The following is a 16,049-nucleotide window of genomic DNA, read 5'->3' on the forward strand; positions in this document are numbered from 1 at the left end:
TCAGAGGCCTCGGCCTCGCCTCTGTCCACGTCCAGCCAGTCGAGTAATCCGACGAACCGCCGTATACGGACCCGTATGTACGGTGGTGTGGGAGGGGTGGAACCGCGAGGCTCCCCCCTATCCCGATTTTTCCGAGTCCCTTTCCGAACCGTCCTGGTGCAAAAATCTTTCGACGGGATGTCGATCCCGTCGAGGCTCGTTCGTCATACAGACAGGAGAGCCTGTAGAGCCTCCGTGGTTCAGAGGAGATGAGACGATGCGTGTGATGGTGATGGTCAAGGCGACCGAGGACAGCGAAGCGGGCGTCATGCCCACGGCCGAGCTTTTCGAGGCCATGGGCCGGTTCAACGACGAGCTGATCAAGGCCGGCGTCCTCCTGACTGCGGACGGCCTCAAGCCGTCCTCGCAGGGCAAACGGGTCGCCTTCGACGGCCCCAGCCGCACCGTCATCGACGGGCCTTTCGCCGAGACCCGCGAACTCGTCGCCGGTTTCTGGCTCTGGGAAGTCAAGGACATGGACGAGGCGGTCGAATGGGTGAAGCACTGCCCCAACCCGATGTTCGGCCCGAGCGAGATCGAGATCCGCCGGTTTTACGAGATGGCCGATTTCGGCGATGTCGTGACACCGGAAATCGCCGAGCGGGAAAGGCAGCGCCGCGAGAGGACCTCGGGCCAATGAGCCTTGCCTGTCGGGGGCCCGGGCGCTCGGCGCCCCCTTGAGCGAGACCGTGGCGGCAACCGAACCTCACCGGGCGATCGAGGCGATCTTCCGGATCGAGCGGGCCAGGCTCATTGCTCGCCTGGCCCGGATGGTGCGGGATGTGGGCTTGGCCGAAGAGCTGGCACAGGACGCCTTCGTCACGGCCCTATCCGAATGGCCGAGAGCCGGCGTTCCGGCCAATCCCGGCGCCTGGCTGACCGCCACCGCCAAGCGCCGGGCCATCGACCTCCTGAGGCGCGACCGGATGCTTGCGCGCAAGCATCCGGTCGCGCCTCACGGATAGGGACGACACCGGCATCGAAGCGATCGAGGCGGCGATGGACAACGATGTGGGCGACGAGTTGCTGGGCCTGATCTTCGCGGCCTGCCACCCGATTCTTTCCCCTGAGGCGAGGGCCGCCCTGACCCTGCGGCTGATCGGCGGGCTGACGACGGAGGAGATCGCTCGCGCCTACCTCTCCAGCGAGCCGACCGTCGCCCAGCGCATCGTCCGGGCCAAGAAGACGCTCGGCAGGGCAGGTCTGTCCTTCGAGGTGCCGCGCGGACAGGAGCGGCAGGACCGCCTCTCCTCCGTGCTGGAGGTGATCTACCGTATCTTCAACGAAGGCTACTCGGCCACCGCCGGCCAGGATCTGATCCGCCCGGCTCTGTGTGCCGAGGCTCAGCGGCTGGGCCGCATCCTTGCCGGTGTCGCGCCCAACGATTCCGAGGTCTTCGGCCTCCTCGCGCTGATGGAACTCCAGGCCTCCCGCCTGGCGGCCCGCCTCGGCCCCGACGGATCGCCGATTCCCTTGACCGCGCAGAACCGGGCCCGCTGGGACCAGCTTCTGATCCGCCGGGGCCTCGCGGCCCTGAAACGCGCCGAGGCCCTGGGCGGCGCCGCCGGGCCCTACGCCCTCCAGGCTGCGCTCGCCGCCTGCCATGCACGAGCCCACCGGACCGAGGAGACGGATTGGCGCAGGATCTCTGCCCTTTACGACATCCTCCGCCTGGTCATGCCTTCGCCCGTGGTCGATCTCAACCGAGCCGTTGCCCACAGCTGGGCCTTCGGCCCTGAAGCCGGCCTGACGCTCCTCGACGAGATCGACCAGGCCACCTTGCGCCACTATGCTCCGCTGCCGGCGGCGAGGGGGGATTTCCTGTTCCGGGCGGGTCGGCTGCCCGAAGCCAAGGTCCAGTTCGAGCATGCGGCCAGGCTTAGCCGCAATGGGCCGGAGAAAGCCTTCCTTCTCGGAAGGGCGGCAGCCTGCGTCCCCTGAATCGACGTGATGTAGCGCAGGCAAACACCCCAAGCTTTTCCTTTTGGAGGCTCTTGAATATGAAGCTTCCAGCCATCACATCGTTGCAAGAGGCGCGTTCGGAAATCTGCAGCATTCTCAAGTGATCAGCTCAATTGCCGAGGTCGGCTGGCTGATCGGTCACTTGTGTCGTCATCGGTTTGACCTGCCCGGGCGACCTGAGAAAGAAGAAGAGCCGGCTCCAGCGTTCCGCAGAGAGCTGAGCGAATGGAGCCGGATCGCCCGACTATGAAATTACGTATCGTAAATTAACGCGCTAGGCCGCCGAAAAGCCTCTTGGCAAATGCTTCAGAAAGGCTTAATAGAACGCGTTGAGTTTCAATATAGGCCGAGGCTCCGCTCGTGCGTGGGCTTTTGGCTGCGAATCCGTCCCGGAGACGGGGCGGTGACAAGCCGGCGAGCCAAAGGGCAACCTTTGGCGCGTTCCGGCTATGTCCTGTCCGAGACTGCAGGTGCTGGCTTGCCAGTTTAATTCGAAAGATCCTGCATAGACGGGGAAGCCGAGTTTTACGCCTGTTAACGCAGGCGACAAGGATCGGTTCGAACCATCTCACCCGGTGCGCCGCCAGGCGTCATTTGGGGGACAGGGCTTGCGAGAGCGTCGTTCAAGATGCCTCGGATGCAAGTCCGGGCCTTGAGCGGCAAATGCAACCGGCGGATATTCCCGCCAACCGGAGAGAGCCCTGTGGAAAGAGCAGCAAAGCGCGAGCTCGTCTCGACTCTCAACGACGTGTTTAACACCACGAGCGTTGTCGTCGTTGCCCACTATGCTGGTCTCACGGTCGCCGATATGCAGAAGCTGCGCGCGCAGATGAAGCAGGCCGGCGCCACCGTGAAGGTCGCAAAAAACAGCCTCGCCAAAATCGCTCTCGAAGGCAAGGACGTCGCGTCCATCTCGGACCTTATGAAAGGTCCGACCCTGATCGCTTATTCGAGCGATCCGGTCGCGGCGCCCAAGGTCGCTGTTGATTTCGCCAAGGGTAACGACAAGCTCGTGATCCTCGGCGGCGCAATGGGCACGACCGCCCTGAACGTGGACGGAGTGAGGGCACTTGCCACTCTGCCGTCCCTCGATGAACTGCGCGGCAAGCTGGTCGGCCTCATCCAGGCCCCGGCTACCAAGATCGCTCAGCTCAGCACTGCGCCGGCGGCGAAGCTCGCCCGCGTATTCGGGGCCTATGCCAAGACAGGCGAAGCGGCGTGAGGCCGTAACCTCAACCATCAAACTGTTCGAACTGAACTTAAGGATCTAAAAAATGGCTGATCTTGCCAAGCTCGTTGACGATCTTTCGTCGCTGACCGTTCTCGAGGCCGCTGAGCTCTCGAAGATGCTCGAAGAAAAGTGGGGCGTTTCCGCTGCTGCGGCCGTTGCCGTTGCCGCTGCTCCTGGCGCCGGCGCTGGCGCTCCTGCCGCTGAAGAGCAGACCGAGTTCACGGTCGTCCTGGCTGGTGCCGGCGACAAGAAGATCGAGGTCATCAAGGAAGTCCGTGCCATCACGGGCCTGGGCCTGAAGGAAGCTAAGGACCTCGTCGAAGGTGCGCCGAAGCCTGTTAAGGAAGGCGTTTCCAAGGACGAAGCCGAGAAGATCAAGGCGACCCTCGAGAAGGTCGGCGCCAAGGTCGATCTTAAGTAATTTTGCGGCCGTAAGGCTGCAGGGTTACCCCCGAGCGATCGGGTTCAAAAACACACGGTCCCAGGCGTTTTTGCCTGGGGCCGTTGTGTCGTCAAAGAGGTCCGGCTTCATGCAGGCGCCTTGGCGGCACGTCAGGAGGTCCGAAAACGGACCTGAATTCTTGCGGTTAGCGGGCGGATTGAGCCGCCGGGCGGCTAATCGAGGAGCCTAGTCTCTCGGGGTTCTCGATTAGCCGTGTATGAGGAACGAGGTCCAGATGGCCAACACACTGATCGGCCGGAAGCGCATTCGCAAGTTCTTCGGGAAAATCAAGGAAGTGGCGGAGATGCCGAACCTGATCGAGGTTCAAAAGGCATCCTACGACCAGTTCCTGATGGTCGAAGAGCCAAAGGGTGGCCGGCCGGAAGAGGGCTTGCAAGCCGTCTTCAAATCGGTTTTCCCGATTTCGGACTTTTCTAATACTGCCCTGCTCGAGTTCGTGAAGTACACGTTCGAGCCGCCGAAATACGACGTCGACGAGTGCCGTCAGCGGGGCATGACCTTCGCTGCGCCGCTCAAGGTTACGCTGCGCCTCATCGTGTTCGATGTGGATCCGGATACCGGCGCCCGCTCGGTGAAGGACATCAAGGAGCAGGACGTCTACATGGGCGACATGCCGCTCATGACGGACAACGGCACCTTCATCGTGAACGGCACCGAGCGCGTCATCGTCTCCCAGATGCACCGTTCGCCGGGCGTGTTCTTCGACCACGACAAGGGCAAGACGCACTCGTCGGGCAAGCTGCTGTTCGCCGCCCGCATCATCCCGTATCGCGGCTCCTGGCTCGACATCGAGTTCGACGCCAAGGACATCGTGTATGCGCGTATCGACCGTAAGCGTAAGCTTCCGGCGACGTCGCTGCTTTACGCTTTGGGCCTCGACGGGGAAGAGATCCTCAACACCTTCTACAACCACATCATCTACACGCGTGACGGCGATGCCTGGTCCGTGCCGTTCGATGCCGAGCGCATGAAGGGCTTCAAGGCCGCCGTGGACCTGATCGACGCCAAGTCCGGCGAGGTCGTGCTCGAGTCCGGCAAGAAGCTGACCGCCCGCACGTCCCGCCAGCTCGCCGAGAAGGGCCTCAAGAACCTGCGCGCGACCGATGAGGATCTCTACGGCCAGTACATCGCAGAAGACCTCGTGAATCCGTCCACCGGCGAAGTCTACGCCGAAGCGGGTGACGAGATCACCGAGAAGCTGCTGAAGGGGCTGCTCGATTCCGGCTTCGCCGAGATCCCGGTTCTCGACATCGACCACGTCACGGTCGGCCCGTACATCCGCAACACGCTGGCCGTCGACAAGGCTTCGTCCCGCGAGGACGCCCTGTTCGACATCTACCGCGTCATGCGTCCGGGCGAGCCGCCGATCCTCGAGACGGCGGAGGCCATGTTCAACTCGCTGTTCTTCGACGCCGAGCGCTACGACCTCTCGGCCGTGGGCCGCGTGAAGATGAACATGCGCCTCGACCTCGACGCCGAGGACACCGTGCGCACCCTTCGGCGCGAGGACATCCTCGCGGTGACGAAGGCGCTCGTGGACCTGCGCGACGGCAAGGGCGAGATCGACGACATCGACCACCTCGGCAACCGCCGTGTGCGCTCGGTCGGCGAACTCATGGAGAACCAGTACCGTCTGGGCCTCCTGCGCATGGAGCGCGCGATCAAGGAGCGCATGTCGTCGGTCGATATCGACACCGTCATGCCGCAGGACCTGATCAACGCGAAGCCTGCCGCTGCCGCCGTGCGCGAGTTCTTCGGCTCCTCGCAGCTGTCGCAGTTCATGGACCAGACGAACCCGCTCTCGGAAGTCACGCACAAGCGTCGCCTCTCGGCCCTCGGCCCGGGCGGTCTGACCCGCGAGCGCGCCGGCTTCGAGGTGCGCGACGTGCACCCGACCCATTACGGCCGCATCTGCCCGATCGAAACGCCGGAAGGCCCGAACATCGGTCTGATCAACTCTCTGGCGACCTTCGCCCGCGTCAACAAGTACGGCTTCATCGAGACGCCGTTCCGCCGCGTGCGTGAGAGCCGGGTGACGGACGAGGTGATCTACCTCTCCGCCATGGAGGAGGCGAAGTACAACATCGCCCAGGCCAACTCGACGCTCGATGCCAACGGCACCCTCACGGAAGATCTCGTGATCTGCCGCCGCGCCGGTGAAAACATCGTCGTGGCTCCCGATCGCGTCGACCTGATGGAAGTGTCGCCGAAGCAGCTCGTGTCGGTCGCGGCCGCGCTCATTCCGTTCCTCGAGAACGACGACGCGAACCGCGCCCTCATGGGCTCGAACATGCAGCGTCAGGCCGTTCCCCTGGTCCAGGCGGACGCTCCGTTCGTCGGCACCGGCATGGAAGCGGTCGTGGCCCGGGACTCGGGTGCCGCCATCGCGGCCCGCCGCACCGGCGTGGTCGACCAGGTGGATGCGACCCGTATCGTCATCCGCGCCACGGAGAACACGGATCCGACCCGTCCCGGCGTCGACATCTACCGTCTCCAGAAGTTCCAGCGCTCCAACCAGTCGACCTGCATCACGCAGAAGCCGCTGGTCCGCGCCGGCGACATGGTGCGCAAGGGTGACATCATCGCTGACGGTCCCTCGACCGAATACGGTGAGCTGGCGCTCGGCCGGAACGTGCTCGTCGCGTTCATGCCGTGGAACGGCTACAACTTCGAAGACTCGATCCTGCTCTCCGAGCGGATCGTGAAGGAAGACGTCTTCACCTCGATCCACATCGAGGAATTCGAAGTGATGGCCCGCGACACGAAGCTCGGTCCTGAGGAAATCACGCGCGACATTCCGAACGTGTCGGAAGAGGCGCTGAAGAACCTCGACGAGGCCGGCATCGTCTATATCGGCGCCGAGGTCCATGCGGGCGACATTCTCGTCGGCAAGATCACGCCGAAGGGCGAGAGCCCGATGACGCCGGAAGAGAAGCTTCTGCGCGCCATCTTCGGCGAGAAGGCCTCCGACGTTCGCGATACCTCGCTGCGCGTGCCCCCGGGCGTGACCGGCACCATCGTCGAAGTCCGTGTCTTCAACCGTCACGGCGTCGACAAGGACGAACGCGCCCAGGCCATCGAGCGCGAGGAGATCGAGCGTCTCGCGAAGGACCGCGACGACGAGCAGGCGATCCTCGACCGCAACACCTATGCGCGCCTTGCCGAGATTCTGTCCGGCAGGAGCGGCGTTGCGGGCCCGAAGGGCTACAAGAAGGACGCAACGATCACCCGCGAGCTCCTCAACGAGTATCCGCGGTCGCAGTGGTGGCAGTTCGCGGTCGAAGACGATGCTCTGATGACCGAGATCGAGGCCATGCAGAAGCAGTACGACGAGTCGAAGAAGCGTCTCGAGCAGCGCTTCCTCGACAAGGTCGAGAAGCTGCAGCGCGGCGACGAGCTTCCTCCGGGCGTCATGAAGATGGTCAAGGTCTTCGTGGCCGTGAAGCGCAAGATCCAGCCGGGCGACAAGATGGCCGGCCGTCACGGCAACAAGGGTGTCGTGTCGCGCATCGTGCCGATCGAGGACATGCCGTTCCTCGAGGACGGAACCCACGCGGATATCGTGCTCAACCCGCTCGGCGTGCCGAGCCGCATGAACGTGGGTCAGATCCTCGAGACGCACCTCGGCTGGGCTGCTGCCGGTCTCGGCAAGCAGGTCGCTCAGGCGGTCGATGCCTACATGAAGTCGGGCAAGTCCAACGCGCTGCGCGATCAGCTCGTCTCGATCTACGGCAATATGCCCGAGATCGAGGAGGCCTCGGACGAGGAACTCGTCGAGCTCGGCAACAAGCTGCGTCGCGGTGTTCCGTTCGCCACGCCCGTCTTCGACGGCGCGAAGGAGGCGGACATCGAGGCCATGCTCGAGAAGGCCGGTCTGAACCCTTCGGGCCAGGTGACGCTCTATGACGGACGCACGGGCGAAGCTTTCGACCGCAAGGTGACCGTGGGCTACATCTACATGCTGAAGCTCCACCACCTCGTGGACGACAAGATCCACGCCCGTTCCATCGGCCCCTACAGCCTAGTCACCCAGCAGCCGCTGGGCGGCAAGGCCCAGTTCGGCGGCCAGCGCTTCGGCGAAATGGAAGTCTGGGCCCTGGAAGCTTACGGCGCAGCCTACACCCTGCAGGAAATGCTCACGGTCAAGTCGGACGACGTGGCCGGCCGTACGAAGGTCTACGAGGCCATCGTTCGCGGCGACGACACTTTCGAGTCGGGCATTCCGGAGAGCTTCAACGTTCTCGTGAAGGAAATGCGTTCGCTCGGCCTCAACGTGGAGCTGACCAACTCCAAGAAGGCCGCCAACGAGCCGGGGCAGCTGCCTCCGTCCGAGGCGGCCGAGTAAGCGCCCTGAGCGCTTCAAGTTCGACGTTTGGCCGCGGCTTCGAAGCCGCGGCCCCATGCAATTGCCGGTGCGGGTGCTTATCTAGCGCCCTTCAGCCCAGGAGACGGCGATGAATCAAGAGGTCATGAATCTCTTCAACCAGACGGCCCAGCCGCAGAGCTTCGATCAGATCAAGATCTCGATCGCGAGCCCTGAGAAGATTCTGTCCTGGTCCTACGGCGAGATCAAGAAGCCTGAGACCATCAACTACCGTACGTTCAAGCCCGAGCGCGACGGCTTGTTCTGCGCGCGCATCTTCGGTCCCATCAAGGACTACGAGTGCCTGTGCGGTAAGTACAAGCGCATGAAGTACAAGGGCGTGATCTGCGAGAAGTGCGGCGTCGAGGTGACGCTGGCCCGCGTCCGTCGCGACCGCATGGGCCATATCGAGCTCGCCGCGCCCGTCGCTCACATCTGGTTCCTGAAGTCCCTGCCGAGCCGCATCGGTCTGCTGCTCGACATGACCCTGAAGGATCTGGAGCGCATCCTCTATTTCGAATCCTACATCGTCGTCGATGGAGGCCTGACGCCCCTCAAGGACCGTCAGCTTCTCACCGAGGAGGAGTATATCCGTGCTCAGGACGAGTACGGTGAGGATTCCTTCACGGCCATGATCGGCGCCGAGGCCATCCGCCGGATCCTGCAGGAGCTCGATCTCGAGAAGACCGCGCAGGAGATCCGCGAGGAGATCGCGGTCACCACGTCCGAGCTGAAGCCCAAGAAGCTCATGAAGCGCCTCAAGATCATCGAGGCCTTCGTCCAGTCGGGCAACAAGCCCGAATGGATGATCATGACGGTCGTTCCGGTGATCCCGCCGGATCTGCGCCCGCTCGTGCCGCTCGACGGCGGCCGCTTCGCGACCTCGGACCTGAACGATCTCTACCGCCGCGTCATCAACCGCAACAACCGCCTGAAGCGCCTGATGGAGCTACGTGCGCCGGACATCATCGTCCGCAACGAGAAGCGCATGCTCCAGGAGGCCGTCGACGCCCTGTTCGACAACGGCCGCCGCGGCCGCGTCATCACCGGCGCCAACAAGCGTCCGCTGAAGTCGCTCGCCGACATGCTGAAGGGCAAGCAGGGCCGCTTCCGCCAGAACCTGCTCGGCAAGCGCGTCGACTACTCGGGCCGTTCGGTCATCGTGGTCGGTCCGGAGCTCAAGCTGCACCAGTGCGGCCTGCCGAAGAAGATGGCGCTCGAGCTGTTCAAGCCGTTCATCTACGCCAAGCTCGACGCCCGCGGCCTGTCCGCCACGGTCAAGCAGGCGAAGAAGCTCGTCGAGAAGGAAAAGCCGGAAGTCTGGGACATCCTGGACGAGGTCATCCGCGAGCATCCGGTGCTGCTCAACCGCGCCCCGACGCTCCACCGCCTCGGCATCCAGGCCTTCGAGCCCACCCTCATCGAGGGCAAGGCGATCCAGCTGCACCCGCTCGTCTGCGCCGCGTTCAACGCGGACTTCGACGGTGACCAGATGGCCGTCCACGTGCCGCTCTCGCTCGAGGCTCAGCTTGAAGCCCGCGTGCTGATGATGTCGACGAACAACATCCTGCACCCGGCCAACGGTCAGCCGATCATCGTGCCGTCGCAAGACATCGTTCTCGGCCTCTACTATCTGTCCATCGTCTCCGACGGTCAGCCCGGCCAGGGCAAGGCCTTCGCCGACATGGGCGAGATCGAGCATGCCCTGAACGAGAAGGTCATCACGCTCCACACGAAGATCCGCTACCGCTGGGAAGGCCTCGACGAGGACGGCAAGCCGGTCTCGAAGATCGTCGACACCACGGCCGGCCGCGTGATGCTCTCGCGCCTCCTGCCGAAGCACCCGATGCTCCCTTTCGAAGTCGTGAACAAGCTCATGACGAAGAAGGAGATCTCCAACATGATCGATGCCGTCTACCGGCATTGCGGTCAGAAGGAATCGGTCATCTTCTGCGATCGCATCATGGGCCTCGGGTTCTACAATGCGTTCCGCGCCGGCATCTCGTTCGGCAAGGACGACATGGTGATCCCGGAGAACAAGTGGGAGATCGTCGAGGAGACCCGTGCCCTCGCGAAGGACTACGAGCAGCAGTACCAGGACGGCCTCATCACCCAGGGCGAGAAGTACAACAAGGTTGTCGACGCCTGGGCGAAGTGCTCCGACCGTCTCGCTGCCGAGATGATGAACCGCATCTCGACGGTGCAGAAGGACGAGCACGGCCGCGACAAGCCGGTCAACTCGATCTACATGATGTCCCACTCGGGCGCCCGTGGTTCGCCGGCCCAGATGAAGCAGCTCGCGGCGATGCGCGGCCTCATGGCCAAGCCGTCCGGCGAGATCATCGAGACGCCGATCATCTCGAACTTCAAGGAGGGCCTCGACGTTCTCGAGTACTTCAACTCGACCCACGGCGCCCGTAAGGGCCTGGCCGACACCGCGCTCAAGACGGCGAACTCGGGTTACCTGACCCGCCGCCTCGTCGACGTTGCGCAGGACGCGGTCATCCGTGAGCCGGATTGCGGCACCGAGAGGGGCATCAAGATGCGGGCCATCATCGACGCCGGCCAGGTGGTCGCGTCGCTGGCTTCCCGCATCCTCGGCCGCTCCACGGCGGAGGACCTGGTCGCCCAGGACGGCACCGTCATCGTCCCGACGGGCACGATGATCGAGGAGCATCACCTCGAGGCCATCGGCGCTGCCGGTATCCAGGAGGTGAAGATCCGCTCCGTGCTCGTCTGCGAGTCGAAGAACGGCGTCTGCGCCACCTGCTACGGCCGCGACCTGGCCCGGGGTACCCCGGTCAACCACGGCGAGGCAGTGGGCGTCATCGCAGCGCAGTCCATCGGCGAGCCGGGCACGCAGCTGACCATGCGTACCTTCCACATCGGCGGCGCGGCCCAGATCGCGGATTCGTCCTTCATCGAGTCGAGCTTCGAGGGCACGATCGGGTTCCGCAACAAGAATATTGCGCGCAACTCCGACGGCGACCTCGTCGTCATGGGCCGCAACGTGGCTGTCGTGGTCATCGGCTCCGACGGCACCGAGCGGGCGGTCCACCGCATGCAATACGGCTCCCGTCTGAAGGTGGACGAAGGCGACACGATCAAGCGCGGCCAGCGGATCGCCGAGTGGGATCCGTACTCCCGTCCGATCCTCACGGAGATCGACGGTACGGTGGGCTACGAGGACTTGGTCGATGGTGCATCGATGATCGAGTCGATGGACGAGTCGACCGGCATCGCCAAGCGCGTGGTCATCGACTGGCGCGGTTCTCCGCGTACGGCCGATCTGCGTCCGGCGGTGGTCATCCAGGGTGCCGGCGGCAAGGTTGCCAAGGTCGCCCGTGGTGGCGATGCCCGCTACCTGCTGCCGGTGGATGCGATCCTCGCGGCCGATCCGGGCTCGAAGGTCAAGGCCGGCGACATCCTCGCCCGCGTCTCGACCGAGAGCGCCAAGACCCGCGACATCACGGGCGGTCTGCCGCGCGTGGCGGAGCTGTTCGAGGCCCGTCGTCCGAAGGACGCGGCGATCATTGCGGAGAAGTCCGGCACGATCCAGTTCGGCCGTGACTACAAGAGCAAGCGTCGCCTGACGTTGAACCCGCACGACGGTTCGGAGCCGGTGGAGTACCTGATCCCGAAGGGCAAGCACATCCACCTGCAGGATAACGACGTGGTCGAAGTCGGCGACTTCATCGTCGACGGCAACCCGGCTCCGCACGACATCCTTGCGATCAAGGGCGTCGAGGAGCTTGCCGCCTACCTCGTGAACGAGATCCAGGAGGTCTACCGCCTCCAGGGCGTGCTCATCAACGACAAGCACATCGAAGTGATCGTTCGCCAGATGCTGCAGAAGGTCGAGATCACCGATGGCGGCGATTCCGAGCTGCTCAACGGCGAGCAGGTCGATCGTCTCGAACTCGAGGAGATCAACGAGCGTCTCGTGGCCGAGAAGAAGAAGCCCGCCGAAGGAGCGCCGGTTCTGCTCGGTATCACCAAGGCCTCGCTGCAGACCCGCTCCTTCATCTCGGCGGCGTCCTTCCAGGAGACCACCCGCGTCCTCACCGAGGCGGCGGTCAACGGCAAGGTCGACACCCTCGAGGGCCTCAAGGAGAACGTCATCGTCGGCAGCCTGATCCCGGCCGGTACGGGTGCGCTGACCGCTCAGGTCAAGGCCGTCGCTACGCATCGCGACGAGCTGATCCTGCAGCAGAAGCGCTCCGAGTCCAAGGCTCAGGTCAGCGAGCTGCCTCCGGCGGCAGAATAACCTGGCTGGGCTCTATTGAGATTGGAAAGGCCGCCTCCGGGCGGCCTTTTCGTTTTCATTGTATGGGGGAGGGCGCTTGACCGCAGCCTGGGCTCGCTTTGCCTTACCTTGGGGAGCCTCGGATCCGGTGGGCAGCAAAGGGCAGGAAAAGCGCTCATCGTCCTCTTGCACGGGCCATAAGCCATCCCAAATAGGACCTGAGCCCGACGCCGAGGCCCCCAAGGTCGGAACCTTTCCGATTGGTTAGCGGAAACCTGTTGACTTTCCGCGACTCGGAGGCTAGACAAACCGGACTTTCCGGCTGGCCGTAGGTTTTCGCCAGTCGAAGCGCCTAGCTTCGACCGATGCCACCTAAATGCTGCCGAACTCAACCTTGACTGACACACGTCAGATTTAGGGCACGACCGCGGTCTCAATATCGTGGTCCTCTGCAACCGCACCGCGCCAGGGGCTTATCCAAGTCAACGGCGTGGCTTCGTTTTGTGCAACCTAAAAGGTCCGCAGAGGCGAAGCGCAGCGTTCAACCGTTGAAGACACTCAAAGGCCACCGGGTCGGTGGCTGGTGAAAGAGGGCACAGGATGCCAACGATCTCTCAGCTGATCCGCAAGCCGCGGACGGCGCAAAAGAGCCGGAATAAGGTTCCCGCGCTTGAGGCCTGCCCGCAGAAGCGCGGCGTGTGCACGCGCGTTTACACGACGACCCCGAAGAAGCCGAACTCGGCTCTGCGTAAGGTCGCCAAGGTTCGTCTGACGAACGGGTTTGAAGTCATCGGGTACATCCCGGGTGAGGGTCACAACCTTCAGGAGCACTCCGTGGTCATGATCCGCGGCGGCCGTGTGAAGGACCTTCCGGGTGTCCGTTACCACATCCTCCGCGGTGTCCTCGACACCCAGGGCGTGAAGAACCGTAAGCAGCGTCGTTCGAAGTACGGCGCGAAGCGGCCGAAGTAAGCCGTTAACATCAATTCAGGTCGGAGCTAGCTCATGTCCCGCCGCCATAGCGCCGAAAAGCGTGAGATCATCCCGGATCCGAAGTTCGGGGATATCATCGTCACGAAGTTCATGAATTCCATCATGTACGACGGCAAGAAGTCCGCTGCAGAGAGCATCGTCTACGGTGCCTTCGACAGCATCGAGAGCCGCGCCAAGGCGAACCCGCTCGAGGTCTTCAAGCAGGCCCTCGACAACGTCGCTCCGGCGATCGAGGTTCGTTCCCGCCGCGTCGGCGGTGCGACCTACCAGGTCCCGGTCGAGGTTCGCACCGAGCGCCGTCAGGCCCTCGCCATCCGTTGGATCATCCAGGCTGCTCGCGGCCGCAATGACAAGACGATGGTCGAGCGTCTCTCGGCCGAGCTGCTCGATGCCTCGAACAACCGCGGCAATGCCGTCAAGAAGCGCGAAGACACCCACCGTATGGCGGAAGCCAACCGTGCGTTCTCGCATTACCGCTGGTAACGGCCCTTAAGGAGCTTAGCGATGCCCCGCACGCACGCGATTGAGGACTACCGCAATTTCGGCATCATGGCCCACATCGATGCCGGCAAGACCACGACGACCGAGCGCATCCTGTACTACACCGGGAAGTCCCACAAGATCGGTGAAGTGCACGACGGCGCCGCGACGATGGACTGGATGGAGCAGGAGCAGGAGCGTGGCATCACGATCACGTCCGCTGCCACCACCTGCTTCTGGAACGACAAGCGCCTGAATATCATCGACACCCCCGGCCACGTCGACTTCACCATCGAAGTCGAGCGTTCGCTGCGTGTGCTCGACGGTGCCGTCTGCGTTCTCGACGGCAACCAGGGCGTTGAGCCCCAGACCGAAACCGTGTGGCGTCAGGCCGACAAGTACGACGTTCCGCGTATCGTGTTCGTCAATAAGATGGACAAGACCGGCGCCGACTTCTTCAAGTGCGTCGCCGACATCATCGACCGCGTGGCCGGCAAGCCCGTCTGCCTTCAGCTGCCGATCGGCGCTGAGAGCAACTTCCAGGGCGTGATCGACCTCGTCAAGATGAAGGCGATCGTCTGGTCCGGCGAAGCGCTCGGCGCGAATTTCGAGGAAACCGACATTCCGGCCGATCTTCTCGATCAAGCCAAGGAATACCGGACGAAGCTCGTCGAGGCTGCCGTCGAAATGGACGACGACGCCATGGGCGCCTACCTCGACGGCCAGGAGCCCGACGACGCGACGTTGCGCCGTCTCGTCCGTACGGCCGTGCAGCGTCGCGCCTTCCATCCGGTTTTCTGCGGCTCGGCCTTCAAGAACAAGGGCGTTCAGCCCCTTCTCGACGCTGTCGTCGACTTCCTGCCGTCCCCCGTGGATCGCGGCGAGATCAAGGGCATCGACTACAAGACCGAAGAAGAAACGGTTCGCCGTCCGTCGGACGAAGAGCCCTTCGCCATGCTTGCCTTCAAGATCATGGACGATCCCTTCGTCGGCACCATCACGTTCTGCCGCGTCTATTCGGGCAAGGTCGATGCAGGTTCATCGATCCTGAACTCGACCCGCGACAAGAAAGAGCGTGTCGGTCGCATGCTTCTCATGCATTCGAACAACCGCGAGGACATCAAGGAGGCTTTTGCCGGCGACATCGTTGCCCTGGCTGGTCTCAAGGACGTCCGCACCGGCGACACGCTCTGCGATCCGGTCAAGGCCGTGATCCTCGAGCGCATGGAATTCCCGGAGCCGGTCATCGAGATCGCGATCGAGCCGAAGTCGAAGGCCGACCAGGAAAAGCTTGGTCTGGCTCTCTCGAAGCTGGCCGCTGAGGACCCTTCCTTCCGCGTCTCGACCGACCAGGAGTCGGGCCAGACGATCCTGAAGGGCATGGGCGAGCTTCACCTCGACATCAAGGTCGACATTCTCCGTCGTACCTACAAGGTCGATGCGAATGTCGGCGCTCCTCAGGTCGCCTATCGCGAGACGATCACGAAGAGGGCCGAGATCGACTACACCCACAAGAAGCAGACCGGCGGTACCGGCCAGTTCGCTCGCGTGAAGCTGGTCGTCCAGCCGAACGAGCAGGGTGCAGGCTTCTCCTTCGACTCGAAGATCGTCGGCGGTTCGGTTCCGAAGGAATACATCCCCGGCGTCGAGAAGGGCCTCCAGTCGGTCGTGGGCGCTGGCGTCGTTGCCGGCTTCCCGGTGGTCGATCTCAAGGTCGAACTCATCGACGGTGCCTTCCACGAAGTCGACTCGTCGGCCCTTGCCTTCGAAATCGCTTCTCGCGCCGCTCTCCGTGAAGCCCTCCAGAAGGGCGGATCGGTTCTGCTCGAGCCGGTGATGAAGGTCGAGGTCGTGACCCCTGAAGACTACACGGGTTCGGTCATCGGTGACCTGAACTCCCGTCGTGGCCAGATCCAGGGTCAGGACATGCGCGGCAATGCCGTGGTCATCAACGCGATGGTCCCGCTCGCCAACATGTTCGGCTACGTGAACACCCTGCGCTCCATGAGCCAGGGCCGGGCCAACTACACCATGCAGTTCGACCACTACGAGCAAGTGCCGTCGAACGTGGCTGCCGAGGTTCAGGCGAAATACGCCTGAACCCACTAAGCGAATATTTGAACGATCAAAGGAACGGGTGCCACGATGGCGAAGGAAAAGTTTCAGCGCAATAAGCCGCACTGCAACATTGGGACGATTGGTCACGTGGACCATGGCAAGACGTCTCTGACGGCGGCGATCACGAAGGTTCTGGCGGAGTCCGGGGGCGCGA

Annotated in this window: 11 protein-coding genes; all 11 read left to right on the forward strand. The window is 63.3% G+C overall.

Annotated features, from left to right (window positions below):
- Nucleotides 1-256 precede the first annotated feature (256 nt).
- A complete protein-coding gene (locus FS320_RS25845; RefSeq protein WP_152714768.1) occupies nt 257-679 on the forward strand; it encodes a YciI family protein in 423 nt (140 codons plus the stop codon).
- Nucleotides 680-728: 49 nt separating this feature from the next.
- Complete coding sequence (locus FS320_RS50280; RefSeq protein WP_338105484.1) at nt 729-1,004, forward strand: sigma factor; 276 nt, start codon at nt 729-731, stop codon at nt 1,002-1,004.
- Complete coding sequence (locus FS320_RS25850) at nt 970-1,980, forward strand: RNA polymerase sigma factor (protein WP_338105485.1); 1,011 nt, start codon at nt 970-972, stop codon at nt 1,978-1,980. Before FS320_RS50280 ends, FS320_RS25850 begins: the two co-directional genes overlap by 35 nt.
- Before the next feature lie 724 nt (nt 1,981-2,704).
- The gene (gene rplJ / locus FS320_RS25855) at nt 2,705-3,223 is read left to right on the forward strand and encodes a 50S ribosomal protein L10 (RefSeq protein WP_162003236.1); all 519 of its coding nucleotides are present in this window, start codon (nt 2,705-2,707) and stop codon (nt 3,221-3,223) included.
- 52 nt (nt 3,224-3,275) lie between these two features.
- Nucleotides 3,276-3,653: a 50S ribosomal protein L7/L12 gene (rplL, locus tag FS320_RS25860; protein WP_152714769.1), complete on the forward strand. Its 378-nt coding sequence runs from the start codon at nt 3,276-3,278 to the stop codon at nt 3,651-3,653.
- A 256-nt stretch (nt 3,654-3,909) separates the two neighbouring features.
- Complete coding sequence (gene rpoB, locus FS320_RS25865; RefSeq protein ID WP_152714771.1) at nt 3,910-8,040, forward strand: DNA-directed RNA polymerase subunit beta; 4,131 nt, start codon at nt 3,910-3,912, stop codon at nt 8,038-8,040.
- Between the two features lie 109 nt (nt 8,041-8,149).
- Nucleotides 8,150-12,325 carry a DNA-directed RNA polymerase subunit beta' gene (rpoC, locus tag FS320_RS25870; RefSeq protein WP_152714773.1) on the forward strand — a complete coding sequence of 1,392 codons (4,176 nt, stop codon included), beginning with the start codon at nt 8,150-8,152 and terminating at the stop codon, nt 12,323-12,325.
- 579 nt (nt 12,326-12,904) lie between these two features.
- Complete coding sequence (gene rpsL, locus FS320_RS25875; RefSeq protein ID WP_009764294.1) at nt 12,905-13,276, forward strand: 30S ribosomal protein S12; 372 nt, start codon at nt 12,905-12,907, stop codon at nt 13,274-13,276.
- 33 nt (nt 13,277-13,309) lie between these two features.
- Entirely contained in the window at nt 13,310-13,780 is a 471-nt protein-coding gene (gene rpsG / locus FS320_RS25880; RefSeq protein ID WP_152714775.1) for a 30S ribosomal protein S7, read from the forward strand.
- A gap of 21 nt (nt 13,781-13,801) precedes the next feature.
- Entirely contained in the window at nt 13,802-15,877 is a 2,076-nt protein-coding gene (gene fusA / locus FS320_RS25885; RefSeq protein ID WP_152714777.1) for an elongation factor G, read from the forward strand.
- A 45-nt stretch (nt 15,878-15,922) separates the two neighbouring features.
- The coding region (locus FS320_RS25890; RefSeq protein WP_244627385.1) for a GTP-binding protein at nt 15,923-16,049 on the forward strand (127 nt) is incomplete at its 3' end.

The sequence above is a fragment of the Microvirga tunisiensis genome (assembly GCF_009296175.1).
Classification (GTDB): domain Bacteria; phylum Pseudomonadota; class Alphaproteobacteria; order Rhizobiales; family Beijerinckiaceae; genus Microvirga; species Microvirga tunisiensis.